Raw genomic sequence first — 24,760 nt, 5'->3', positions numbered from 1 at the left:
AACCACAAGCGGTACACATAAATTAATCATCAACTAATAAAATTATCAATCATGAATAATAAAAGTAAAATCCGTTTTATCGCAGTGTTAATCCTGTTTTTAACCATGCCTTTAGCCTATGCTACACCTCCAGGATTCCCTGGAGATGTAGATGATGAAACCCCTACTTCTCCTATCGATGGGTTTATAGGGGTAGCTATTGCTGCGGGAGCAGTGTATGGCATCCGTAAATTGCGTCAAAACAAATAAGAATTCATAACTGAAGTTCTTCAAGGCCGTTCTCTAATTATAGAGAGCGGTCTTGTTGTTTTTATGGGGTAATAGATGTTCGCAACACAACCAACAGTTTTACAGGAATAGCTGTAAATCCAGTGGAAGTGCGTCTTTGCATCAATTAGGTTTGCTTTATTTTATGCCGGTTAGGGTACGCCGTAGGAAATAATAATTGAGTAAGCTCTATACCTAAATCTGTAAACAAGCCTGTAAGGTGTGTTGTTCTTACAACAGCATTGGATATTTTGGTAACTAAAGCATTTTGCAACCCCATTGTAAATAATAAAGTACAAACAATTAGATCTGGATATTTTACAGCAGAAACATCGCCTATTAATGCTATAATTACTAAAGTCACAACCTCAATCAAGGTGGAAAAAACAAAAACATTTGTTTTTTTATTCGCTTTAAACTTTTCTATCAAAAAACTAGAAATAAAAGAGCCTAAAAGAAATGCTAGGATATACAAGAAGTAAACGGTTCCTCGCCAGAATTTAAAATCTGCCACATCGTTAATAAACAGGGCAAAATGCCCTGTAACATTGGTTGTTAATTGATGAAATGCCAAAAAACCCGTTACATTAACAATTCCTGCAACAAAAGATAAAACGATTGCTATCTGTAAATTATGTTTTAATGTTCCTTTCTTCCCTTGATGACGAAACATTTTAATTCAAGTTTACCCTAAAAATAAGCATATAGAAAACAATCCACTAATTTTCATGTACTTTAAAAAGCTTCTATTTATAAAGCAATAAAACACAAAGAGGCCGCTATAAATAGCAGCCTCTTTGTGTTATGGTAAAGTGATTTATTTATACTCCACGCCTGTTTATGCTAACATAGTTACAGGGCTCTCCATGTATTGTTTAAAGGTTTGTAGGAATTGTGCTCCTGTTGCGCCATCAACAGTGCGATGATCACAAGCTAAAGTTACCTTCATTGTATTGCCTACTACAATCTCTCCGTTTTTCACCACCGGTTTTTCTACAATAGTCCCCACTGATAGGATAGCGGAGTTTGGTTGATTGATAATACTGGTAAATTCTTGTATTCCGAACATACCTAAGTTAGATACCGTAAAAGTACTTCCTTCCATCTCTGATGGTTGCAGCTTTTTGTTACGCGCTTTTCCTGCTAAATCTTTTATCTGACCGCCAATTTGAGTCATGGTCATTTGGTCTGCAAATTTAAGCACCGGAACTACCAAGCCTTCATCTACGGCTACGGCTACACCTACGTGTATATGCTTAGCTATACGCGTTGCGTTATCTGTCCATTGTGTATTTACTTGTGGGTGTTTTCTCAATGCCATTGCTGATGCTTTTATCACCATATCGTTAAAAGAAACTTTAACATCTGGCAAAGCATTAATTTGTTTACGCGATTGCATTGCATTTGTCATGTCTAACTCTATAGTTAGGTAATAATGTGGCGCTGTAAATTTAGATTCTGATAAACGCTTAGCAATGGTTTTACGCATTTGAGAGTTTTTAACCTCATCAAAATGCTCTTCTCCTGCTGGTGTATATATTTGAACTGGTGCTGGTGCTTCTTCAGCTTTTTTGGTAGTTGTTTCAACAGCAGCTTTTACAGCAGGCGAATAGTTTTCTATGTCGCGTTTAACAATGCGTCCATTTTCTCCTGTTCCTTTTACTTCTGTTAAATCAATGCCTTTATCTTCGGCCATTTTTTTCGCTAACGGAGAAATAAAAATCCTTCCTTTATTATTGCTTGCTTGGTCGTCTTTTTGTGTACTTGTGGTTGTTTCTGTTTTTTCTTCTTCTTTGGTAGAAGTAGCAGAAGCTTGTTTAGGTTTTCCTCCTTGGTTTACACCTGTTAACACTGCATCAATATTGGTTCCTTCTGGACCTATTATTGCCAATACATTATCTACAGGAGCGCTTTCGCCTTCTTGAATTCCGATATGAAGCAAAGTACCTTCATAAAAAGACTCGAACTCCATCGTAGCTTTATCGGTTTCTATTTCGGCTAAAATATCTCCCTCTTCTACTTTATCGCCAACTTTTTTCAGCCATGTCGCAACAGTTCCTTCTTCCATGGTGTCGCTTAAACGCGGCATGGTTACTACTTCTACTCCTGCTGGGATTTCGGCAGCTTGGGTGGTGTTTGGTGTTTCTGTTTCTTCTGGTGCTGTTTGTGTTTGTTCACCCGAACTAGAAGCTTCGTTTTTATTAACAATAGCTGTTATGTCTTCTCCTTCTTCTCCTATAACCGCCAATAATGCATCTACAGGAGCTCCTTCGCCTTCTTCTATTCCAATGTGCAACAATGTTCCTTCGTAAAAAGATTCGAATTCCATCGTAGCCTTATCGGTTTCTATTTCGGCTAAAATATCACCTTCTTCTACTTTATCTCCAACTTTCTTCAACCATTTAGCTACTACGCCTTCTTCCATCGTATCGCTTAGGCGAGGCATATTGATAATTTCTGCCATAATATTTTATAGTTTATGTGGTAAAAAAGGATAATCTTCTTGCTCGTATACAGAATCGTACATCACGCTAGTGTCTGGGTAATCTGATTCTTCTGCAAACTGCTCACATTCTTTAACGCGGTCTTTAACGCGTTTATCGATTGTTTTTATTTCTTCTTCTGTTGCCCAAGCGTTGGTTTTAATTTTTTCTAAAACTTGTGTTATTGGGTCTAACTTTTGGTATTCTTCTACTTCTTCTTTTGTACGGTATTTTTGTGCATCACTCATAGAATGCCCTCGGTACCTGTAAGTTTTTATATCTAAGAAAGTTGGCCCTCCTCCGGTACGCGCTCGTTCTATAGCTTCATCAAAAGCTTCAGCTACTTTTTCTGGGTTCATACCGTCTACTGGTCCAGATGGCATTTCGTAACCTAGACCAAGTTTCCAAATGTCTTCGTGATTTGCGGTTCGTTGCACAGAGGTTCCCATAGCGTAACCGTTATTTTCTACACAAAACACAACAGGTAGTTTCCAGTTCATGGCCATGTTGAAGGTTTCGTGCAAAGTACCTTGGCGTGCTGCTCCGTCGCCAAAAAAAGTAAGGGTTACGTTATCGCGGTTAAAATATTTATCACCAAACGCCATTCCTGCTCCTAAAGGGATTTGACCTCCTACAATACCGTGCCCTCCGTGAAAGCGATGTTCTTTAGAGAAAATATGCATAGAGCCTCCTAAGCCTTGCGAAGTTCCTGTTGCTTTACCGTATAATTCTGCCATTACACGTTTAGGGTCTACCCCCATTCCTATGGGTTGTACGTGGTTACGGTAAGCGGTTATCATGCGGTCTTTGGTTAAATCCATTGCATGTAAAGCTCCTGCCAAAATAGCTTCTTGACCATTGTATAGGTGTAAAAAACCTCTTACTTTTTGTTGTATGTATACTTGGGCAAGTTTATCTTCAAACTTACGCCAAAACAACATTTCTTCGTACCAATTTAGGTAGGTCTCTTTGGTGATTTCTCTCATCTGTAATTCTTTTTAAATGGCTTATTGCTAAACCTTTATTGATTTCAAAAAAAAATGCGCTTTTGGTGCTAAAAAACAAAGTGCAATTTTCAAGTATTCAACTGCTATTGCTTTTTATATTTAGGTAGGCTTCTTTATTTTCCTCAAAAAAACACTTCTAATTTTATTACAAGAGCAAGAACAAAAGTAATATAAACTATATTAATGCAAAAATAGAATTGCATTAAATCTAGCTTATTATTTTTTAAGGTATGAGCTATTAAAAGTAAAGGGTAAAAGAGTGGTTAGGGAATTAACTTTATAGACTTCTCCTGTTTCTCCCATAAAGATTATTTCTATAGGTTGTTTTTGTTTAAACTCGTACTCTGCAATGGCTTGCCTACATGCTCCGCACGGCGAAGCTGGTGAGTTTACGGCTGTAGTTTCTGATTTTACGGTAATGGCAATTTTCGCTATGGTATCGTTAGGGAAATTAGCGCCGGCATAGTATATAGCCGTTCGCTCGGCACATAAGCCAGAGGGATATGCTGCGTTTTCTTGGTTGCTCCCAGTAACTATGGCTCCACTAGAAAGAAGAATAGCGGCCCCCACATTAAATTTAGAATACGGTGCATAGGCTTTATCTCTGGCTTCGGCAGCTTTTTGCATCAAGGTTTGTTCGGCTTGTTCTAATTCTCCTACATGGGCATATACCGTATAGGTAGTTTCTATTTTTCGTTCTTCCATCGAGTTTCTAACTAAATAACTTTTATGAAATTAAAAGTACATAAAAAAACACAAGTTTGATGACAAAATGGTTTAAAACAAAAAGTACCAAGTTAAACTTGGCACTTTTAAATAGCTTATCTATTTGTTTTGTTTTAGTATTCTACATACTCATCTCCAAAATTGAAGGTAAGACTAAAGCGTAAACTTCCTTCTAGCGGGTTGTTTATTTTTGAGGTAGAAAACAAGTAAGAAGCATCTATATTAATCATAGAGTATTTAAATCCGGCTCCTATTGTTGCAAATTTTCTAAACCCTTTATCTTCGGCTTCGCTAAAATATCCTGCACGGAAAGCAAAGCTATCTTCGTACCAATATTCTGCTCCTATTGCCCACGTAAATTCTTTTAGCTCTTCTTTAAAACCATCTGGCGCATCTCCCCAAGAAGAAAACACGGCTCCTATTGGGCTTTTGTTATGGTATTTATAAAGGTCGTTTTGGGAGCCTTCTGTTAATTGATTATTTTCATCATATTCTAATTTTGGAGGCGTTGGCACTAAAAGCTTGTTAAACTCTGTATATACGCCAATGGTATTTGAAGCATCTAGAATAAAATCGAATCCTACTCCTGCTTTAAAGTTGGTTGGTAAATAACTATCGTCTCCACCATCGTCGTATTTTAATTTAGGACCTATGTTAGAAATATTGATACCTCCACGCCAACGGCCGTTAAAATCGTTATAAAAAATCTCTTCACTTTGGTAAAAAGCAGAAATATCTACCCCAAAAGTATTTGCTGCAGAGGCATCGCCGTTTACATCGGGTATTTTAAGGTTTGAACTGATAAAACGCCCGCCAACAGCCATAGAAAAATGCTCGCTTAAACGTAAGGCATACGTAAGGTCTAACCCAAACTCGTTAGGTTTTACAATTTGAGGTGCTTCATCTGGTGTTTGCCTCAATTCAATTTCTCCTTGCCCAAAGTAACGAATGCTCCCAGCTACGGCACTACGCTCGTTAAGACGGTTATAATAGGTAAGTACACCTAAATTAATATCGGTTACTAATTGCCTAAGGTAAGGAACATAAGATACACCTACGCCTTGTTTTGATTTTGCAAATGCATATTTTGCGGGGTTCCATTGTTGTGAAAAGGCATCTACGGGTGTAGCTACCCCCATGTCTCCCATACCCGATGCACGCGCATCGCCCGAAACGAGTAAAAAAGGAACTCCTGTTGTAATTACTCTCCTGTTATCCTGCTGTGCTATTGCAAAATTAGAAACAGCTACGAAGCTGATTAGGGTTAATAATGTTAGTTTTTTCATGTTTTAATAAATGTTTGGCAAATATATAGGTTTCATTTAATTAAAGAAACGCTTTAAATAGATTTTGAAAATGGCTTTGTAAATTGTTTTTTAAAGAAATATTATTTTTCTACTAAAGAATAACTAGCTTCTCATATTTTTCTACTTTTTTATTGGTTAATGTTGACTTTACGGTAAGTTTATAAACATATACTCCTTTCCCTATAGCATCGCCAAAATCATCTTTACCATCCCAACTAATATCTCTAGAAAGAAAACCACTGGTGGTTATTAACCTGTTGGCCGTCCAGACTACTTTTCCTGTTACCGTAAACACTTGTACTTGCACTTCTAAAGGCTCGAAAGGGCGGTTGTGATTAAACCAAAATTCTGTATAATTATGAAACGGATTAGGATAATTGAGTACATTGGTGATTTTCAGTTCATCTTTTCCAGCTACCACAAACTGAATCTCGGCAGTGCTTGAATTGTTGTATACATCCCAAGCTCTAAATTTTAAGGTGTGTAAGCCTTCTTCCAAATCACGCAACTTATAATAAGCGGTTCCTTTGGTATAATCGTCCATTTCGGTTTCATAATAATCGTTAAGAACGTAAGGATTTGTTTCGTCGTCATCAAGAATGGCAACTAAATCGTGCCCTATTCCGCTGGCGGTGTTAATTCCATTTTCATCAGAGAGTTTTGCTAAAATATAAGGAGAGTGGTTTGTAATTCCTCCATTTACAAAATTCTCGTCATTCATATATAACTCAATTTCGGGTCCTTTATTATCCTCTGGAGCGTTTTCATTTAAGCCTCCTACCAAAATAGCATTGTTATAGCCTCGATTATCTAGAAGTACTCCGTCCTGAATCGCATAGAAACTTACACGCCCGTCTCCTACTGGAATACTTATATCTTTGGGCACTACAAATTCAATATCAAACTTTCCTTGTTTTACAGATGCTTTTCCTCTAAAGATAATTTCCCCTAGCGTGGTAAACTCCATAATTACCAATTCTCCATTTGAGGTAGTCCCATCGTTCCCTAAGGTTTTTCGTTTAATACGTTTATCAAAAATAACGGTAGACAGCTCGCCATTATAGTTTTGCAGCAAGCTTCCGTTTTCTGTTACCACTTCCCCAGAGAGTTTTACTTTACTCAAGGCTTTTAGCGTGTCTTGGCTTTGTGCAATAGGCACATCATTTATCGCCGTAAGGTTAATTTTTGGTTTTGCTAACGAAAGTTTCATGGCGGGATCTCCAAAATAAAAAATGGTTCTCCTATCGGCAGATGAAACGCTGTTTTTTCCTAAACGTACCGACTCGGCTACGCTGATATAATTATCTTCATAATCGAAAAGAAAAGGTGCAAAAACCTGATTAAATGTTTGCCCTGTATTTATACTTATGGTACGAATGGTAGAAACCATTGCTGCAGAACCTCCTTTGGTATTAAATAAATTCTCTTCGCCTGGAGATACCACATAAGGATTATCAAAACGTGTAAACTCGCAAGTTACCGTTACAAATACATTGTATTTATTTTCGTTTTGCCATTGTTTAATTCCTTCTAAGGTTACAAAGCGCTCGTGCCCTAAGCCAGTTTCGCCTCCGTGACCTAAATAATTTACAACACATGCACCTACTTCTATGGCTTCATTAATCGCCTGGTTTACTTGCGGATACCTATCGCCTCCAGAGGAAGATTCTTGTACATAAGCATCGGCATGGATTTTTTTGACGTTAATAAATGGTTTTTTCTCCGATATTTCATCACCAACACCGTCCAACACAAATTGTAGGTTTTTATCACTTTCTTTATCGGGATCGTCCGAAATCAATACAAAATTATTCCGCCAAGCTCCATAGGAATCTCTTCCCTCATAAGCGATAATTTTATCTACCAATGTTTTTGCTAACTGCGGGTTATCTGCTAAAATTCTTCCCACAGCAATATCTAGTTTTTCTGCGGAATTCATACTTCCTTCATTAGCATCTAACATCCCAAAAAAATCATCGGAAGCCGTTGTGCTAGAACTTACAGAAAACGATAAACCGCCTAAGTGCTGGTAGGTTGGAATAATATTATTATTGTTCTGAAGTCTGTCTTTATAATCTACCGAGGCATCACCAAACAAACACAAGTATTTAATCCGCTTCTCGTTACTAGAAGCATTATCATAAATATATTTTACAAAATTTCTTATCGCGGCAATATCCTGTTTCCCCGAATTAAACTCTGTATAAATATCTTGGTCTAGCACTACTTTTATATTAAGGTTATCGGTTGTGCTTCTATAATTTGCCAAACGCATGGCTTGCGGCAAAAGTTCTTTAGACGTCACCATAAGGTAATCTACATCGGTAAAATTTCCTTGTGCATCGGTAAAAATATTTCCTTTAAGGTTAATATTTTCCACCTTGGCATTAGCATCTTTATAGGGTCGATAATAATCATTCAACAAAGCAATATAAGTACGCAACTCTCCCATATTTGCTTTAAACTGCATTGTACTTGCTGCATTTGTATTTTGAATACTTGCAATTTGCTGTGGGTTGGTTACATCCCAAATCTGGGTTACCTGTTGAGTGTTTTGTAATTGATATTGCCCTACTCCTGGCAATGTTGCTGCTTGTTTATATTGAAATTTCAAGGATTTATCTTCCACTTTTAAAGCACGTTGGGCTTCGATAAAAATATAATCTAAATAAGCTAAGCTGGACGGATTGCCATTATTATGGTACGTTAGCTTCGCACTTATATCGCCTGAAGATACCGAGTGATTTCCCGCCACATAAGCATAACGCCCATAAATAGCATCGGTTATTGCCGAAAAGTTTAAACTCCCAACTTCTTCTCCGTTTAAAGCAACACGCATTGAAGTGGTCGAAGCCGATGCATTCCCAGCTCCCACGCCATAACGAATAGGTGTTGTAGTGATTAAATTCGGGAAAGAAAACTCGTAAGTACGTTCATTTTCTACATCAAAACGGTCACCAAGCCATCTTCTTCCCGTTTTTGCGATGTTGTATAAATCGGTTTCGTAAAACTGAACATCATCAAAACGGTCAATAACCGTGGTTGCATTTGCAGTAGGCTCTACATAAGTTTGTACACGCTTACCTGCCCCGCCCGTAGTTGTGATGTAATAATACGATTTATCGGCATATAGGTTCTGGAAGGTTTTACTCTCATCATTCCAATGCTGATTAGCCGCTGAAGCATAAAACAACACATAATCGTTTTCATCAAAGCTTCCGTCTTCTCCTCCTACTATTTGTATAGCAATCTCTGGAATATCATAATCTTGTGGAATTGCATTTGCTAACGGAAGCATCTCCCCGCCGTGCCCATAAACTTTAATGGTTTGTGGATTTATAGCACTTACATCCATCCCTAAGTTCCTTAAAAAGTTTCTCGAAATTTTATGCACTCCTGTTTCTTTTACATAAAACCTATACCAATCTCCAGAAGCTAAAACAGAATTTACAATCCCCTGTTGCTGGGTAAATTGATTAGCAAAACGGGCGTTTGTTCCGCCTACGGTATAAGAAACGCTAAAAGAAGTAATTTTTTTTACTTGTCCGTTCTGGCGGACTAGAGGCGTTACCGATAAACTAGTGTATTTTTTATTCCGCGCATTATGAGTTTCTAAGCTTAATACAGGCTGAAGCGGCAGCTCATTTATGTTAATATTTTCCAAAAAATTATCTCCGATGTCTTGATAGGCTACTTGTGTTAGTTTTACACCGCCTTCATTCTGGGTTGCTTGCCATTGTGCAGTAAACAAAACCTGCTGTTTATCTACACTGTAAAAAAAATATTCGTCTTGAAATCCAGGAACAATGAATTGATTTTTATCAAAAGAAATTTGCTTTTGATTATCCCAAATAAGAGTAAAAGACTTCTGTTGTGCAAAAACTACAGCGCAACAGCTTAATAAAAAAAATGTATAAAAAAACTTCATGCTAGACTAATAACGCTAATAAAATAATTGTAGTATATTAGCACAAATTAAATTATTTATAACAAAACATACTAATATTATTTTATTAACGTTTTAAAGAACCAGCGCATAAAGATTACCAAGTTTTACATATTTCTTAAAATAAACTTGTTAATTTAGCGTTAATTATTATATTGCAAGCCTAAAATTTACAAACTTATTGTAACTATGAGATTCAATTTTGCTCTTAAATCCTTTTTTACAGTTCTTGTTGCTGGCGTACTTGTTGGCTGCAACAACTCGAACGATTACGAAAACAATTCGCGTGCTACCGGATGGCGATTAGACGGAAAAGGCGGATCTATGAAATATCAAACCGATTATAAAGGTCAAGAAACAGGACCTGGTTTAGTATTTATAGAAGGTGGTACTTTTACTATGGGACGTGTTCAAGACGACGTAATGCACGACTGGAACAACACACCAACACAACAGCACGTACAGTCGTTTTACATGGACGAAACTGAAGTAACCAACCGCATGTACCTACAGTACTTAGACTGGTTAAAAATGACTTTCCCACCAGAAGAAGAAAATTACAAAAACATTTATGTAGGAGCACTTCCTGATACTTTAGTTTGGAGAAATCGTCTTGGTTACAATAAAACAATGACAAACAATTACCTGCGTCACCCTGCCTACCAAAATTACCCTGTTGTTGGTGTAAACTGGATTCAAGCAACCGAATTTAGTAAATGGAGAACCGACCGTGTAAACGAAATGATTTTAGGAGAAAAAGGCTATACTGCTAGAGATGCAAAATATAAAACCGATGCAAACACCTCTTTCAACACAGACACCTACATCAATGCACCTACAAAAGTATACGGTGGTAATGATTCTTTAATCCGTGGAGGAAAAGCTGGCGACAGATTAGTACAGGTTATAGACCAAGATACTACACACAAATATGTACAACGTAAAGACGGTGTCCTACTTCCTGCATACAGACTTCCTACCGAAGCGGAATGGGAATATGCAGCTCTTGGATTATCTAGCTTAAGAGAATACAACAAATACCGAGGTAGAAAAAAATACCCTTGGGACGGACAATATACACGTAACGGAAACAGAAAAACTAGAGGTGATCAATTAGCCAACTTTAAGCAAGGAAAAGGTGATTACGGAGGTATTGCTGGATGGAGTGATGATAATGCAGACATTACTGCCGAAATAAAAAGTTACCCTCCAAACGATTTTGGATTATACGATATGGCAGGTAACGTTGCAGAATGGGTTGCCGATGTTTACCGACCAATAGTTGACGGAAAATACAACGATTTCAACTACTATAGAGGTAACGTTTATACTAAAAATGCTATTGGGCAAGATGGTACTGTAGAAGTTATTACGACAGACAATATCCAATACGACACATTAAGCAATGGCGCTATTGTAGCAAGAGCTTTACCAGGAGAAATAAAACAAGTAGCTGTTACAGAAGAAGACACCTACTTAAGAACTCAATTTTCTCAAAGTGACAACAGAGACTTTAGAGATGGAGATAAGCAATCTTCTCGCTACTACAGAGACCAAAGCGTAGCTTTAGAAGGAGGAAAAAGAATGTACAACTCTCCAGAGCATGAAGTTGCTACAATAACAGACTCTACCGGAAACGCAACACTTTCTAGAAATTACGACCAATCGTCTGAACGTACAACATTAATCAACAATGAAGTACGCGTTTACAAAGGAGGTTCTTGGAGAGATATCGCTTACTGGTTAGACCCAGCACAGCGTAGATACTTCCCTCAAGATATGGCTACCGATTATATCGGCTTCAGAAACGCAATGTCTAGAGTTGGATCTAAATCTCAAAAAGGAAAGAAAGCTAGAAATTAAGCAAATTACAATATTGAATCAAAAGCCTTTTGGAATTAAATTTCAAAAGGCTTTTTTTATCTTTATACCCTTAGAAAACATTGTTATTTTATGAGCCTAGATAAACTACATCAAATATTCCTAAACAGCACAGGAGTATCTACAGACACAAGAAATATAACCAAGGGGAACTTATTTTTTGCACTATCAGGAGGTAACTTTAATGGAAATAAATTTGCAAAAGAAGCCATAGAAAAAGGAGCTTCTATGGCTATTATAGATGATAAAGATTTCGCTATAAACGAAAAATACATTCTTGTAGATAACAGCTTAAAAACCCTACAAGAACTCGCAAAATTTCACAGAAATCAGCTTGACATCCCTATAATTGCGATAACAGGAAGCAACGGAAAAACCACCACAAAAGAACTAATTACAAGCGTATTACAGCAAAAATTTAACACGCAAGCCACAATAGGCAATTTAAACAACCACATTGGCGTACCGCTCACCTTGTTAAGCATGACAACCGAAACCGAAATAGGAGTTGTAGAAATGGGCGCTAATCATCAGAAAGAAATAGAGTTTCTATGCACCATAGCCCAACCTAACTACGGGTACATAACTAATTTCGGGAAAGCACACTTAGAAGGTTTTGGCGGGTTTGAAGGGGTTATCAAAGGAAAAAGCGAACTCTACGATTATTTAATTAAAAATAACCTAGCTATCTTTATCAATCTAGATGATAAAATTCAAGTAGAACAAAGCAAAAACGGGAAAGTAATTAGTTTTAGCGAAACAGCACTTAAAAGCAATTATCAAATAAAACTTCATGAGGTAAATCCGTTTGTTAGCATAAACACAAACAATCTTCGTATTCAAAGTCGCTTAATAGGGCTTTATAACGCCAAAAATATTGCCGCAGCCATAAGCATAGGCCTACACTTTAAAGTTCCTTTAAAAGACATTAAAACAGCTATAGAAAACTATACGCCAACAAACAACAGGTCTCAAATTATCAACAAAAACGGCAATTATATTATTCTTGATGCTTACAACGCCAACCCTACAAGCATGGAGGCTGCACTGAAAAACCTCAACGCCATCTCTAAAAACAATAAAACTGTAATTCTTGGCGACATGTTTGAAGTAGGCAACACCAGCGAATTAGAGCATCAAAAAATTATCGATTTACTAGAAGAATACAACTTCTCTGAAATGTTAGTCTGCGGAACTCATTTTTACCAAGCAAAAAGCACTAAAGTAAAAAAGTTTAAAAATTACGAAGCATTAGCAGATTATTTAACCCAACATAGGTATCAGGAAAATACTATCCTAATCAAAGGTTCTCGAGGAATGCAACTTGAAAGAGCTTTAGACTTATTATAAGCATAAATAAACATAGGTTTCCAAAAAATTGGAAACCTACACTATTATATTAAATAATCCTACAAAGTCTTTTTTATAAATAAAAAAATCCGAAAGTTATCTTTCGGATTTTTTTGTGGGCGCGAAGGGATTCGAACCCCTGACCCCTTGGGTGTAAACCAAGTGCTCTGAACCAACTGAGCTACGCGCCCTTACTGCTTGATTGCGGATGCAAATATAAGACCTTTTTTTAGTTTACAAAGAAAAAAAACGATTTTTTTTAAATAATTTCTGCAACTGTAAATGTACTTCCGCCTACATAGAGAACATCATCCTTTCCAATACACTGAAAAGCAGCACTATAGGCTTTTTTTACCGATGGAAATATTTTTCCATGTAAATTATATTTTTTTGCTTCCGCTGCTAATTCCGCTGCATTTTTACCTCGAGGAATATGAGGTCTACAAAAATAATACCTAGCATCTTTAGGAAATAAAGGCAAAATACTCCCCAAATCCTTATCTGTTACCACTCCCAAAACAATATGTAATTCTTTTTTAGGCAAAGCCTTTAATTGCTCCATAACAATACAAAGTCCATCATAATTATGAGCGGTATCACAAATCACCATAGGCTGCTCTTGCAGAATTTGCCAACGCCCTTTAAGTCCTGTATTAGAAACCACATGTGCCAAGCCGAGTTTTATTGCTTCGTCTGAAATATAAAAGTTTTTTGTTTTTAAGACATTTATACATTGTAACACCGTTCTTGCATTTTTTTGCTGATAACTTCCTTTTAAATCTAATGGATAAAGAAATTCTTTTTCTTGATCAACAAAAAAGACTGAAGCGTTTTTAGAAGCTGCCATTTGCTCAAATACAAAACGAGTTTCACCATGAGATTGCCCAATAACTACGGGGATATACTCTTTAATAATACCCGCTTTTTCTTTCGCAATTTCCGCCAATGTATTTCCTAAAAATTGTGTATGGTCTAAGCCAATATTGGTAATTACCGATAATTCTGGCAGAATAATATTGGTAGAATCTAAACGCCCGCCTAAACCTACTTCTACAATAGCCACATCTACTTCTTGAGCAGAAAAATACTGAAACGCCATGGCAACAGTCATTTCGAAAAAAGAAAGCTTTTGGGTTTCTAAAAAACACTTATTGGCACGTATAAACTCTACAACAAATTCTTCCGAAACCTCTTTTCCCCCGCATTTAATTCGTTCTCTAAAATCTTTAAGATGCGGAGAAGTATATAAACCTACCTTATATCCTGCTTCTTGTAGTACAGACGCCAGCATGTGGCTTGTAGAACCTTTTCCGTTGGTTCCTGCTATATGGATACTTTTAAAGTTTTTTTCGGGATGATTTAAATGCTCGCAAAAAGCCTTGATATTGGTAAGGTCTTTTTTAAATGCCGACTTACCTTGCCTTTGGTACATAGGCAACTGCTGGAACATCCATTCCAACGTTTCTTGATAATTCATAAATACGTTATGTTATTATTCGGAAAGTTTAAACTCGTAAATTATTGTTCCAACTTGCTTTATCGGCGCATCAGCATCGCTATTAAACTTAGTGGCTAAAGCAGCTTTTTTCGCGGGATTAAGTAAACACGGATTGGTATTGGTTGTCCCTTTCACCCCTGGTGTAGCACTAATTACTTGTCCTTGTTGGTTTACCTCTATTTTTACCACCACAATACCAGACTCATTACAATCTTGCACAAACTTTTCCTTATTCAGCGCTTTTCTGCCGCCTAGACGATAGTTTCCATCACCATCTAAACCTTTTCCTTGTCCGTAATACGAAGTTGCATTAGGGTCACCATTAGGGTTTCCTTTATCTCCTCCAGAAGCATCATCTCCTTCTCCTGTAGTTTTTTTTCCATCAGATTTTGCCCCGTTAATTAAGCTATTTAACGCATCTGATGTAGACCTATCGGGTTTAGGTTCTGGTTTAACTTCTTCTTTTGGTTGTTTTTCTTCTGGTGTTTTTTCTTTTACTTCCTCTTTTTCCTCTTTTTTAGGCTCTTCCTTAGGTTTTTCTACTATTTTTTGCTCCTCTTTCTTTTCCTCAATAACAGGAGCCTCTTCCGCTTCTTGTGTAGTTACATCGTCGGTAACATCTGGAGTGGTTTGTGGAGTTGACGTTTCTGGTTGCGGAGTATTTTCTGGCTGTGGAGCCGCCTCTACGGGTGTTGTAGGTTGTACATCTCCACTACCAGTATCGGTTGTTCCAAAATTAATAGCAATTCCATTCTCTGTAGGTGGGTCTAAATATTTAAACCCAAAAAATATAAGAAACAGCAGTAATAATACAGCTATTACAGTTGTAATTCCAAAAGATTTTTTCTCAGATTTTGTAGAAAATAACGACATGTTTACTCTTGCCTATTATGGTTTTACTGCTAAAACAATTTTATACCTATTGCGCTTTGCAATATCCATTACATTCACAGCATCTTGAATAGGCACACTTTCTTCGGCCCTTAAGATAATGGTTGGGTTTTCAACACCTTTAAGCTGTTTTTGAAGTTCTAATTCCAGCTGGTTTTTCCCTATCTTTTTATCGTTTATGTAAACAGATAAATCTTTTGTTATGCTTACAGCTAAATCCTGTTTATTGGTTGTTTTACCTTTTGCTTTTGGTAAAATAAGATCTAATGCCTCTGGGGTAATTACAGGCGATGTAAGCATAAAAAACACCAGTAAGAGAAAAACAATATCCGTCATAGACGACATGCTAAACTCTGGGCTTACTTTATTTCTTCCTCTTAAATTCATCTTAAGCAGGCTCGTTTAAAAGATCCAAAAAGTCTACTGCGGTAGCTTCCATTTGGTGTACTACCTTATCTGTTTTCACCACCAAATGGTTATAACCTATATAAGCTACAATTCCTACAATAAGTCCGGCCACTGTAGTTGTCATTGCGATATAAATACCTTCGGCCAGCGAGCCCATTTCTGCTTGCCCGCTGCTTGTAGCTAACTCATGAAAAGCCAACACCATCCCGATAACCGTACCCAAGAAACCAATCATGGGTCCAGCTCCTGCAATGGTTGCAAGAATACTTACATTTTTCTCTAATTTATATACTTCTAGTTTTCCTGCATTTTCTATTGCCGTATTAATATCTTCTAACGGACTCCCAATACGAGAAATTCCTTTAGCGGTAAGCCTTGCCACAGGAGAATCTTCTTGAGCACAACGTATTTTTGCAGCTTCTATATTTCCATTCATCACATTGTCTTTTATCTGATTCATGAAATTTTTATCAGTTTTAGAAGCCGATTTAATAGCAAATGTTCGCTCAAAATAGATATATACCGCTACAATAAGCAATACGAATAAAATTGCGATTACGATAGTTCCTGCAATCCCACCGTTAAGTATTAATTCTAAAAAAGAAAGTGTTTTTTCTTCCTGAAGTTGTTCTGCCGCCTGTTCTGTTACAGCAGGGTCTTGAATTAAAAGAGACATAGATGCTCGTGTTTGTTTACAATTAATAACGCTAATGTAAACAATAAATTTTATGCAAGCCTAATTTCTTTTTAGGAATAAAAGAATTTTTCTATTAAAATAAATAATAACGCTCCCGATAGAAACCCTACTAAAGCTAACCAGGTAATTTTTTTCAAGTACCAAATAAAATCGATTTTTTCCATCCCCATAGCAGCAACACCAGCTGCTGAACCTATCACTAACAAGCTTCCTCCTGTACCTGCAGAATAAGCAATAAAATGCCAAATAGGGTGATCTACCTCAAACGTATACATCCCCATAGTTGCGGCAACCATAGGTACATTATCGATAAGTGCCGATAAAGCACCTAACAAAATAACAACCACATCCATATTGGGAACTGTTTTAGAAATAGATTCTGCCACATAACGTAAAGTACCTACTTCTGTCCCAGATATACTACCATACACTAAACTTTCTAGAGCTGCAACCGCCAAGAGTATTCCTAAGAAAAATAAAATACTAGAAAACTCGATTCGAGATAATGCTTTATGAGTAGAATACCTATGTTTTTCTGATTGCGGTAAGTTTTTTTCTGGTTTTATATATTCTGAAACAAGCCATACCACTGCAAGACTAAACATCATCCCTAAATACGGCGGAAGCCCTGTAAGCATCTTAAATATAGGAACAAATACAATTCCCGAAATTCCTACCCATAGCATTGTTCTGCTACTTAATAAACGCTGTGTTTTGGTATCTCTAATTAATTCTTTACGGATAGCTTTCCCACGAAAAGGTTTTAAGCCCCCTGCAATAACAAAAGGCACTACAAAACAAGCTAATGCAGGGGCAATAACGTATTCTGAAAGTCCTAAGGCTGTTACTTTTCCATTTATCCAAAGCATGGTTGTGGTTACATCGCCAATGGGCGACCAAGCTCCACCTGCGTTTGCGGCAATAATAATCATCCCAGCAAACCATAATCGGTAATTTCTTCTTACCAAAATCTTTTTAAGTAAGGTAATCAAGATAATTGTAGCGGTAAGATTATCGATTATTGCAGAAAGCACAAAGGCCAAAATTCCAAGTGTCCAAAGAAGTTTACGTTTGCTTTTGGTAGTAATCCCATTTTTTATAATAGAAAAACCCCGGTGTAAATCAATAATTTCTACAATTGTCATTGCGCCTATTAAGAAGAATAGGATTTCGGCTGTTGCACTAAAATGATGAATTAAGTTTAATTTAAAACCTTCTTGTTGTGCTGCTATATCTGCTTTATGAATATTAAACACATGCTCGTGAGCATCGATAATAGAAAACCACCCCAAATTAAACCCTATTGCTAAAATGGCCCACATGAGAGTTCCCATAAGCAAAGCAGGAACTGCTTTATCTAGCTTTAAAGGATGTTCTAGGGTTATGCAAAGATACCCTAGAACAAATATTACAATAATTATTGCTATCATGCTACACCAATTGTTTTAAAGCAATCTCGAAAGCTGTTTTGCTAATATCGGTTGTGGCACTATGCTGTTTATGTGTATTTTTGAGTGCTTGTTTTATGGTGTTTGATACATCATTAAAAATGGCCTCATCATCCATGCTCACTTTTTGTTCCATAAAATAGGCAAAAACACGCGCCATCCCACAGTTTGAAATAAAGTCTGGAATCAAGCTCGTACGCTCATCGGTATATTCCATAATGTTCCCAAAGAAAATCTCTTTATCTGCAAACGGTACATTGGCACCGCAAGAAACCACTTCTAAGCCTGCTTGTATTAACGAAGATATTTGCTCTTTTGTAATTAATCTAGAGGCTGCACAAGGAGCAAAAATCTCGGCATTTAAGCTCCACACTTTTTCGTTTAACGCTGCAGAAGGAATAAGGTTTTCTGCATACAAGGTATTTCCTTTTTTGTTTAAATAGAGAGATTTAATTTCTTCAAAGCTAAAGCCTTCTTCACTAATTAGGCCTCCATCCTTATCGATAATCCCTACCACTTTTGCTCCCATTTGTGCTAAATAGTATGCGGCTGCCGACCCAACATTTCCAAAACCTTGAACAATGGCTTTTTTTCCTTTTACATCTCCTCCGTAAATATCGTAATAATGTTTTACAGCCTCTGCCACACCAAAACCGGTTATCATGTCTGCAACGGTATACCTGCGAGTAATTTCTGGAGTATATTTAGGGTTTTCGATAATTTTAATTACGCCTTGTCTTAACTGACCAATGCGGTTTATTTTTTCTCCTTCGGTAGGTTTAAAATGTCCTGCAAAAACCCCTTCTTGCGGATGCCAAACTCCACAATCTTCTGTAATAGGGATTACTTCGTGAATTTCATCTACGTTAAGGTCTCCTCCTGTCCCATAATAATGTTTTAATAACGGCGTAATGGCTTTATACCAACGTTCTAATACGCCTTGCTTTCGCGGGTCCTTTGGGTCGAAATTAATTCCTGATTTAGCCCCGCCAATAGGAGGTCCTGCTACGCTAAACTTCACTTCCATTGTTTTTGCTAACGAAAGTACCTCATTCATATCCAAACCTTTACGCATACGCGTTCCTCCTCCGGCAGCTCCTCCTCTTAAGGAATTAATAACTACCCATCCTTCGGCTTCGGTTTCTGAGTCTTTCCAATTAAAAACAATTTCTGGTTGTGTATTTTCGTATTTTTTAAGTAATTCTTTCATTTAGGCTAAGTTTTAAGGTTGTACAAATATAAACAAAGCCTACTTGTTAAAAAATTTAACTTTTATATTTTATGGAAGAAATATTTTTCCTGAACTATGGTTGGAAGTAGCCCCTGTTACCGACTGCAATACGTTTACTTTTCCTTCTAATTTTAAAACCCCTAATAGCGCAAAGATTAAAACTTCTTTATATTCTAATAATTGTTTTGAAGGGATTTCGATAGAGGCTTTTGTTTCTTTTTTTAGCAAGTTTATTAAATGCTTATTATAAGCTCCTCCTCCTGTTACTAAAACTCTTCCTTTAGGAATTTCTTTTGCCAATTGTTCTGCAATATGCTTTGTATAAGTGGCTAAAATAACTTCAGGAGAACATTTAGATTCTTCTAAAATCGGAAAAATATGTTTTGTAACCCATTCTATCCCTAACGATTTTGGGGCTGATTTTTGATAGTAATCAAGTGCATTTAATCTAGCTAATAATGCAGACGAAACAACAGCACGTTTAGCTATACTTCCCTTATTATCATACGGAAATCCTAGTTTTTCCGCATAAAAATTCAATACGGTATTTACAGCACAAATATCATAAGCTATTCTTTGCTGGTTAAGCTCTGAAGAAATATTTGCAAAACCACCTAAGTTTAAGCAATACTCATACGCTAAAAACAACAACCTATCACCAATAGGCACTAAAGGCGCTCCTTGCCCTCCTAGATCAACATCTTGCACTCTGAAATCACAAACCACAGGAAGTTGGAGTTGTTTTGCCAAAACAGGCAAATTACCTATTTGCAGCGTAAACCCTAGATCTGGACGGTGTTTTACCGTATGCCCATGACTACAAACAGCATTGATAGTTTTTAGCTTATTGGTTTGTATAAAGGTTAAAATTGTTTCTGCCAAATATGCTGTATAAGCCTGGTTTAATTCCGATAGCGCATCATCATCCAACAAAATGGCATTCTGTAATTTTTGCTTCCATTGCGCTGGGTAAGCAAAAGTTGCTGTTTTCCCAAAGGAATAATTCCACTTTTCATTTACACAAGAAAGTTCAACCTCAGCGACATCTATACCATCGAGCGAAGTTCCTGACATTACCCCTAACACATGGTATTTTTTCATTTTTTAGTTTAGTTTATAATACATACTTTGTTCATCTAATTCCGCCAATAGTTCTGCACAAATATCAACTTTAACGGTTCGGCTAGGCATTTCTACTTTTAGTTTTTTACTTGCTCCTATTATAAAATTAACAATTGCGTTGCCTTGGTAGCGCTCTAAGGTTTGCTTGAGGGCTTCTATTTGTTTTTCGTTAATACTGTTAATTTCAAAATGCAATGTTAGTTTTTGTATGGTATCTTTTAGTACATCGTGTAAAGCTTTAAAATTCCTAAACACTACACGAGGTTGAAGCTTATTACCTGTTTTATTATCGATTCTGCCTGGTTGAATAAAAATTTTTATCTGCACAAAATTATTCGCAATAAGATAATGCCTGTGCTTTAGGTAATCTTCTCCGAAAATAAGAAATTCATGCGAAGCGTTATAATCTTCTACAACAAACTTACCAAACGGCCTGCCTGTTTTTCCGGTAAGGTGTGTAACTTCTGTTATTATTCCACCAACGGTTAGCTCTCTTCCTTCTTGTGTATTAATGTTATAAAAATCTGCTAAAGTTGCATTGCAACAATATTTTAATTCTGCTTTAAAATCGTCTAGTGGGTGTCCTGAAATATAAATTCCTACTACCTCTTTTTCTTTCTTTAGCTTCACCATGGTAGGCCATTCTTCACACGGCGGAATAACAGGTTCTGGAATTTGCACTTCGCTTGCTTCTCCGAACAAACTTACTTGCGCAGAATTTTTATTTTCCTGAAACTTAGCGGCATATTTTATTACTTTTTCTAAAAAAACAATGCCATCGCCTTCGTCATGAAAATATTGCGCTCGATGTGTTGGAACAAAACCATCAAAACCGCCAGCTAAAGCTAAGTTTTCGAAAGCTTTTTTGTTTGCTGCTCTTAAATCTATACGTTTTGCTAAGTCAAAAACCGAGCGATAGTGCCCTTCTTCCTTACGGTTATTTACAATGGTTTCTACAGCGCCCACGCCTACGCCTTTTATTGCTCCCATTCCAAAACGGATAGCATTATCTTTATTTACCGAAAATTTATAATACGATTCGTTTACATCTGGACCTAAAACAGGAAGTTTCATTCGTTTACATTCTTCCATAAAAAAGGTAACGTCTTTAATATTATTCATATTATTAGACAGTACAGCCGCCATGTATTCTGCGGGATAATGTGCTTTTAGATAAGCGGTTTGATACGCTATCCAAGCATAACACGTAGAGTGCGATTTATTGAAAGCATAACTTGCAAAAGCCTCCCAATCTTTCCATATTTTTTCAAGAACTTCTCTTGGATGTCCTCGCTCTTCTCCTCCGCCAAGAAACTGTGGTTTTAATTTTTCCAGCAATGCAAATATCTTTTTCCCCATGGCTTTACGCAGCATATCGGCATCACCTTTACTAAAGCCTGCTAGTTTCTGCGAAAGCAACATTACTTGCTCTTGGTAGACGGTAATACCATAAGTATCTTGTAGGTATTCTTCCATCTCTGGTAAATCGTAAGTAATTTCTTGCTCCCCATGCTTACGTGCAATAAAATCGGGGATATATTCCATTGGTCCAGGACGATAAAGTGCATTCATTGCAATTAAATCTTCAAATACCGTTGGTTTTAAATTCCGCATGTGTTTTTGCATCCCAACAGATTCGTATTGGAATATCCCTACGGTTTCTCCACGCTGGAAAAGTTCATATGTTTTTTTATCATCTAAAGGAAAACTATCAGGGTCTAACTCTACATTATGTACACCCTTTACAATTTTTACGGTATCTTTTATTAGGGTTAAAGTTTTTAATCCTAAAAAGTCCATTTTAAGCAAGCCTGCACTTTCTACCACCGAGTTATCAAACTGGGTAACATATAAATCTGAATCTTTAGCTACCGAAACAGGAACGTGTTCGGTAATATCGCTTGGGGTAATAATTACTCCACAGGCATGGATTCCTGTATTTCTAACCGAACCTTCTAATATACGTGCTTGCCGAACGGTTTCGCCTTCAAGGTTACTTGCATCAGAAATTTTAAAAAGTTCTTGTATTTTTTCTACATCTTCATTTTTAAACTTCTTTTTAATTCCTTTTTCATCTAAGGCAAAAATTTTATAAAGCTTAGACATATCTGGAACCAGTTTAGCAATTCTATCGGCATCACTAAGCGGCAGGTCTAATGCTCGAGCAGTGTCTCTAATAGAGGATTTTGCTGCCATGGTGCCGTAGGTAATAATTTGAGCTACCTGGTTTGCCCCGTATTTATCAATTACATAATCTATTACCCGACCTCGCCCTTCATCATCAAAATCGATATCAATATCGGGCATACTCACACGGTCTGGGTTTAGGAAACGCTCAAAAAGCAAATCGTATTTAATTGGGTCGATATTGGTTATTTTAAGGCAATATGCTACTGCACTTCCTGCTGCCGACCCTCGACCTGGCCCTACCGATACATCTATTTTTCTGGCTTCGCGGATAAAATCTTCAACAATTAGGAAATAACCTGGGTATCCTGTTTTTTCTATTACAGAGAGTTCAAAATCTAAACGCTCTTCAATTTCGGGGGTTATTTCTTCATACCGCTCCTTTGCTCCCTCATAAGTTAAATGCTTTAGGTAAGCGTTTTCCCCTCGTTTTTTACCGTCTATTTCATCTTGAGGGTCTTTAAATTTTTCTGGAATATCAAAAGCGGGTAGAAGTACACTACGCGCCAATTCAAAAGGTTCTACCTTATCTATTATTTCTTGGATATTGGTGATGGCATCTGGCAGGTCTTTAAATAAATCTTTCATCTCCTGAGCAGATTTAAAATAATATTCCTGATTAGGCAACCCGTAGCGATACCCCCTACCTCTACCTATTGGTGTGGCTTGCTTTTCTCCATCTTTTATACACAATAAGATATCATGAGCATTAGCGTCCTCTTTTTGAGTATAATAAATATTATTGGTGGCTATTTGCTTTACCTGATGTGTTTCTGCAAACTTTACCAGCACCTCATTTACGCGGTTTTCATCTTCTTGACCATGACGCATTAGCTCTATATACAAGTCGTCGCCAAAAGTTTGTTTCCACCATAACAATGCTTCTTCGGCTTGTTTTTCTCCTACATTTAAAATCTTACTAGGAACTTCTCCATATAAATTCCCTGTAAGTACCATAACATCTTCTTTGTAATTTTCTATTACTTGCTTATCTATACGAGGAACGTAATAAAAACCTTTGGTATAAGCAATAGAAGACATTTTTGCCAGGTTATGATAGCCTTTTTTATTCTTGGCTAGCATCACAACTTGATAACCGTTGTCTTTTCGAGTTTTATCTTCATGATTTTCACAAACAAAAAACTCACAACCCACTATAGGTTTAATAGCCACTTCTGAAAATGCTTCTCCTTTCTCTTCTGCCTCTTTTTTTCTTTCTGCGAGTGCTTTATTGTATTTTGAGACCTCGTTTACAAAGTGAAATGCCCCCATCATATTTGCATGGTCTGTCATTGCAATGGCTGGCATTTTATTCTCTGCTGTTGTTTTAACAAGGCTTGCCATATCTATTGTTGACTGCAAAATAGAGAATTGAGTATGTACGTGTAAATGTGCATATTCTGCTTGTGCTAATTCGGCTATGTTTTCTTGAATCTCGGCTGCTGTAATCTCGGGTGCACCTTCTGTTTTTGATAATGTTTTTCTTATCTCATCAGAAGCTTTTTTAAGATTAATATGCTTTAATCCTATAAGCTGAATAGGCTGTGGATTTTCCTGATCAAATCGCTCAAAATAATCTACAGGTACATCTAGCTCTTCGCTTGTATAAACACGTTTACGTATCAATTCTAAAAAACAACGCGTAGTAGCCTCTACATCGGCTGTAGCGTTATGTGCTTCTGCAAAAGGCTCTCCAAACAAATGCTCATGAAGTTCGGTAAGTGTTGGGAGTTTAAATTTACCTCCTCTTCCCCCTGGAATTCTACACAGTTCTGCAGTAACCTCTGTACAAGTATCAAGTACAGGTAATTCTGTAAGCTGATTTTCTACGCTTTCGCGGAAAAATTCGGCTCCCATAATATTAACATCAAAACCTACGTTTTGCCCTACTACAAATTTTGTTTTTGCCAAAGCAGTATTAAATCGTGCTAAAGCCTCGGTAAGCGGAATACCTTTTTCTTGGGCTAGTTCTGTAGAAATTCCATGAATACGCTCAGCATCGTAAGGAATATTAAAACCTTCTGGTTTGATAAGAAAATCCTGATGTTCTACCAATCGCCCGAGCTCATCATGCAACTGCCATGCAATTTGTATCGCCCTTGGCCAGTTATCAGAATCGCTAATAGGAGCATCCCAACGCTTTGGTAATCCAGTAGTTTCGGTATCAAAAATAAGGTACATAACTTTTGTCTTAGGGAGTTTTTTAGAGAGATTAAAAGTATAAATAACTTCCGTTTTTAGAAAGAAAACTTATCCACAAAAAAAGCCCCGAGATATCTCGAGACTTTTTCTGTATTTTACAACTATTTTC

The 24,760-nt window shown here is 36.9% G+C and carries 16 protein-coding genes, 1 tRNA gene and 1 pseudogene; 3 read left to right on the top strand and 15 right to left on the bottom strand.

Annotation, left to right across the window (positions count from 1 at the left end; translation table 11 throughout):
* The first annotated feature begins 51 nt into the window (after nt 1–51).
* Nucleotides 52–249, top strand: coding sequence for a PID-CTERM protein-sorting domain-containing protein (locus tag GGR32_RS08725; RefSeq protein ID WP_183477816.1), 198 nt, complete (start codon nt 52–54; stop codon nt 247–249).
* 151 nt (nt 250–400) lie between these two features.
* On the opposite strand, the pseudogene GGR32_RS08720 reads toward GGR32_RS08725, so the two are convergent.
* The 6 genes and pseudogenes from GGR32_RS08720 to porU all read right to left on the bottom strand — a co-directional run.
* Nucleotides 401–940 (bottom strand): annotated as a pseudogene (locus GGR32_RS08720) (YoaK family protein); the annotation flags it as partial.
* A 165-nt stretch (nt 941–1,105) separates the two neighbouring features.
* Nucleotides 1,106–2,731: a pyruvate dehydrogenase complex dihydrolipoamide acetyltransferase gene (locus tag GGR32_RS08715; protein WP_183477814.1), complete on the bottom strand. Its 1,626-nt coding sequence runs from the start codon at nt 2,729–2,731 to the stop codon at nt 1,106–1,108.
* A gap of 6 nt (nt 2,732–2,737) precedes the next feature.
* Nucleotides 2,738–3,736: a pyruvate dehydrogenase (acetyl-transferring) E1 component subunit alpha gene (pdhA, locus tag GGR32_RS08710; RefSeq protein WP_183477813.1), complete on the bottom strand. Its 999-nt coding sequence runs from the start codon at nt 3,734–3,736 to the stop codon at nt 2,738–2,740.
* Between the two features lie 237 nt (nt 3,737–3,973).
* Nucleotides 3,974–4,462: a cytidine deaminase gene (gene cdd, locus GGR32_RS08705; RefSeq protein WP_183477812.1), complete on the bottom strand. Its 489-nt coding sequence runs from the start codon at nt 4,460–4,462 to the stop codon at nt 3,974–3,976.
* 134 nt (nt 4,463–4,596) lie between these two features.
* On the bottom strand, nt 4,597–5,769 hold the full coding sequence (porV, locus tag GGR32_RS08700; protein WP_183477811.1) for a type IX secretion system outer membrane channel protein PorV: 1,173 nt from the start codon (nt 5,767–5,769) through the stop codon (nt 4,597–4,599).
* 112 nt (nt 5,770–5,881) lie between these two features.
* On the bottom strand, nt 5,882–9,718 hold the full coding sequence (gene porU, locus GGR32_RS08695; RefSeq protein WP_183477810.1) for a type IX secretion system sortase PorU: 3,837 nt from the start codon (nt 9,716–9,718) through the stop codon (nt 5,882–5,884).
* 207 nt (nt 9,719–9,925) lie between these two features.
* Between porU and gldJ the strand changes: the two genes are divergently transcribed.
* Both gldJ and GGR32_RS08685 read left to right on the top strand, forming a co-directional pair.
* Nucleotides 9,926–11,599, top strand: a complete 1,674-nt coding sequence (gldJ, locus tag GGR32_RS08690; RefSeq protein ID WP_183477809.1) for a gliding motility lipoprotein GldJ — start codon at nt 9,926–9,928, stop codon at nt 11,597–11,599.
* A gap of 90 nt (nt 11,600–11,689) precedes the next feature.
* Nucleotides 11,690–12,967: a UDP-N-acetylmuramoyl-tripeptide--D-alanyl-D-alanine ligase gene (locus tag GGR32_RS08685; RefSeq protein WP_183477808.1), complete on the top strand. Its 1,278-nt coding sequence runs from the start codon at nt 11,690–11,692 to the stop codon at nt 12,965–12,967.
* Between the two features lie 116 nt (nt 12,968–13,083).
* Here the strand turns inward: GGR32_RS08685 and GGR32_RS08680 are convergent.
* From GGR32_RS08680 to dnaE, 9 genes are all read right to left on the bottom strand, one after another.
* A tRNA-Val gene (locus GGR32_RS08680) sits at nt 13,084–13,158 on the bottom strand.
* A 68-nt stretch (nt 13,159–13,226) separates the two neighbouring features.
* Nucleotides 13,227–14,444: a bifunctional folylpolyglutamate synthase/dihydrofolate synthase gene (locus GGR32_RS08675; protein WP_183477807.1), complete on the bottom strand. Its 1,218-nt coding sequence runs from the start codon at nt 14,442–14,444 to the stop codon at nt 13,227–13,229.
* 15 nt (nt 14,445–14,459) lie between these two features.
* Nucleotides 14,460–15,338, bottom strand: coding sequence for an energy transducer TonB (locus tag GGR32_RS08670; RefSeq protein WP_183477806.1), 879 nt, complete (start codon nt 15,336–15,338; stop codon nt 14,460–14,462).
* 15 nt (nt 15,339–15,353) lie between these two features.
* Nucleotides 15,354–15,743 (bottom strand): ExbD/TolR family protein, encoded by a 390-nt coding sequence (locus GGR32_RS08665; protein ID WP_183477805.1) that lies wholly within the window; start codon nt 15,741–15,743, stop codon nt 15,354–15,356.
* A gap of 1 nt (nt 15,744) precedes the next feature.
* Nucleotides 15,745–16,440: a MotA/TolQ/ExbB proton channel family protein gene (locus GGR32_RS08660; protein WP_183477804.1), complete on the bottom strand. Its 696-nt coding sequence runs from the start codon at nt 16,438–16,440 to the stop codon at nt 15,745–15,747.
* Nucleotides 16,441–16,511: 71 nt separating this feature from the next.
* Nucleotides 16,512–17,891, bottom strand: a complete 1,380-nt coding sequence (gene nhaD, locus GGR32_RS08655) for a sodium:proton antiporter NhaD (RefSeq protein WP_183477803.1) — start codon at nt 17,889–17,891, stop codon at nt 16,512–16,514.
* Between the two features lies 1 nt (nt 17,892).
* Nucleotides 17,893–19,119, bottom strand: a complete 1,227-nt coding sequence (locus GGR32_RS08650; protein WP_183477802.1) for a Glu/Leu/Phe/Val dehydrogenase — start codon at nt 19,117–19,119, stop codon at nt 17,893–17,895.
* Nucleotides 19,120–19,188: 69 nt separating this feature from the next.
* Nucleotides 19,189–20,241, bottom strand: coding sequence for an anhydro-N-acetylmuramic acid kinase (locus GGR32_RS08645; RefSeq protein ID WP_183477801.1), 1,053 nt, complete (start codon nt 20,239–20,241; stop codon nt 19,189–19,191).
* Nucleotides 20,242–20,244: 3 nt separating this feature from the next.
* A complete protein-coding gene (gene dnaE / locus GGR32_RS08640; protein WP_183477800.1) occupies nt 20,245–24,630 on the bottom strand; it encodes a DNA polymerase III subunit alpha in 4,386 nt (1,461 codons plus the stop codon).
* Between the last annotated feature and the right edge of the window lie 130 nt (nt 24,631–24,760).

The organism is Mesonia hippocampi, assembly GCF_014197445.1.
Taxonomy (GTDB): Bacteria; Bacteroidota; Bacteroidia; order Flavobacteriales; family Flavobacteriaceae; genus Mesonia; species Mesonia hippocampi.
Note: the sequence above shows the minus strand (reverse complement) of the source record. Positions and strands in the feature narration are given on the sequence as shown.

Excerpts from the sequence above, each read along its gene's own strand:
- GGR32_RS08725 (WP_183477816.1), top strand. The coding sequence starts at position 52 with ATGAATAATAAAAGTAAAATCCGTTTTATCGCAGTGTTAATCCTGTTT.
- GGR32_RS08715 (WP_183477814.1), bottom strand. The coding sequence starts at position 2,731 with ATGGCAGAAATTATCAATATGCCTCGCCTAAGCGATACGATGGAAGAA.
- pdhA (WP_183477813.1), bottom strand. The coding sequence starts at position 3,736 with ATGAGAGAAATCACCAAAGAGACCTACCTAAATTGGTACGAAGAAATG.
- cdd (WP_183477812.1), bottom strand. The coding sequence starts at position 4,462 with ATGGAAGAACGAAAAATAGAAACTACCTATACGGTATATGCCCATGTA.
- porV (WP_183477811.1), bottom strand. The coding sequence starts at position 5,769 with ATGAAAAAACTAACATTATTAACCCTAATCAGCTTCGTAGCTGTTTCT.
- porU (WP_183477810.1), bottom strand. The coding sequence starts at position 9,718 with ATGAAGTTTTTTTATACATTTTTTTTATTAAGCTGTTGCGCTGTAGTT.
- gldJ (WP_183477809.1), top strand. The coding sequence starts at position 9,926 with ATGAGATTCAATTTTGCTCTTAAATCCTTTTTTACAGTTCTTGTTGCT.
- GGR32_RS08685 (WP_183477808.1), top strand. The coding sequence starts at position 11,690 with ATGAGCCTAGATAAACTACATCAAATATTCCTAAACAGCACAGGAGTA.
- GGR32_RS08675 (WP_183477807.1), bottom strand. The coding sequence starts at position 14,444 with ATGAATTATCAAGAAACGTTGGAATGGATGTTCCAGCAGTTGCCTATG.
- GGR32_RS08670 (WP_183477806.1), bottom strand. The coding sequence starts at position 15,338 with ATGTCGTTATTTTCTACAAAATCTGAGAAAAAATCTTTTGGAATTACA.
- GGR32_RS08665 (WP_183477805.1), bottom strand. The coding sequence starts at position 15,743 with ATGAATTTAAGAGGAAGAAATAAAGTAAGCCCAGAGTTTAGCATGTCG.
- GGR32_RS08660 (WP_183477804.1), bottom strand. The coding sequence starts at position 16,440 with ATGTCTCTTTTAATTCAAGACCCTGCTGTAACAGAACAGGCGGCAGAA.
- nhaD (WP_183477803.1), bottom strand. The coding sequence starts at position 17,891 with ATGATAGCAATAATTATTGTAATATTTGTTCTAGGGTATCTTTGCATA.
- GGR32_RS08650 (WP_183477802.1), bottom strand. The coding sequence starts at position 19,119 with ATGAAAGAATTACTTAAAAAATACGAAAATACACAACCAGAAATTGTT.
- GGR32_RS08645 (WP_183477801.1), bottom strand. The coding sequence starts at position 20,241 with ATGAAAAAATACCATGTGTTAGGGGTAATGTCAGGAACTTCGCTCGAT.
- dnaE (WP_183477800.1), bottom strand. The coding sequence starts at position 24,630 with ATGTACCTTATTTTTGATACCGAAACTACTGGATTACCAAAGCGTTGG.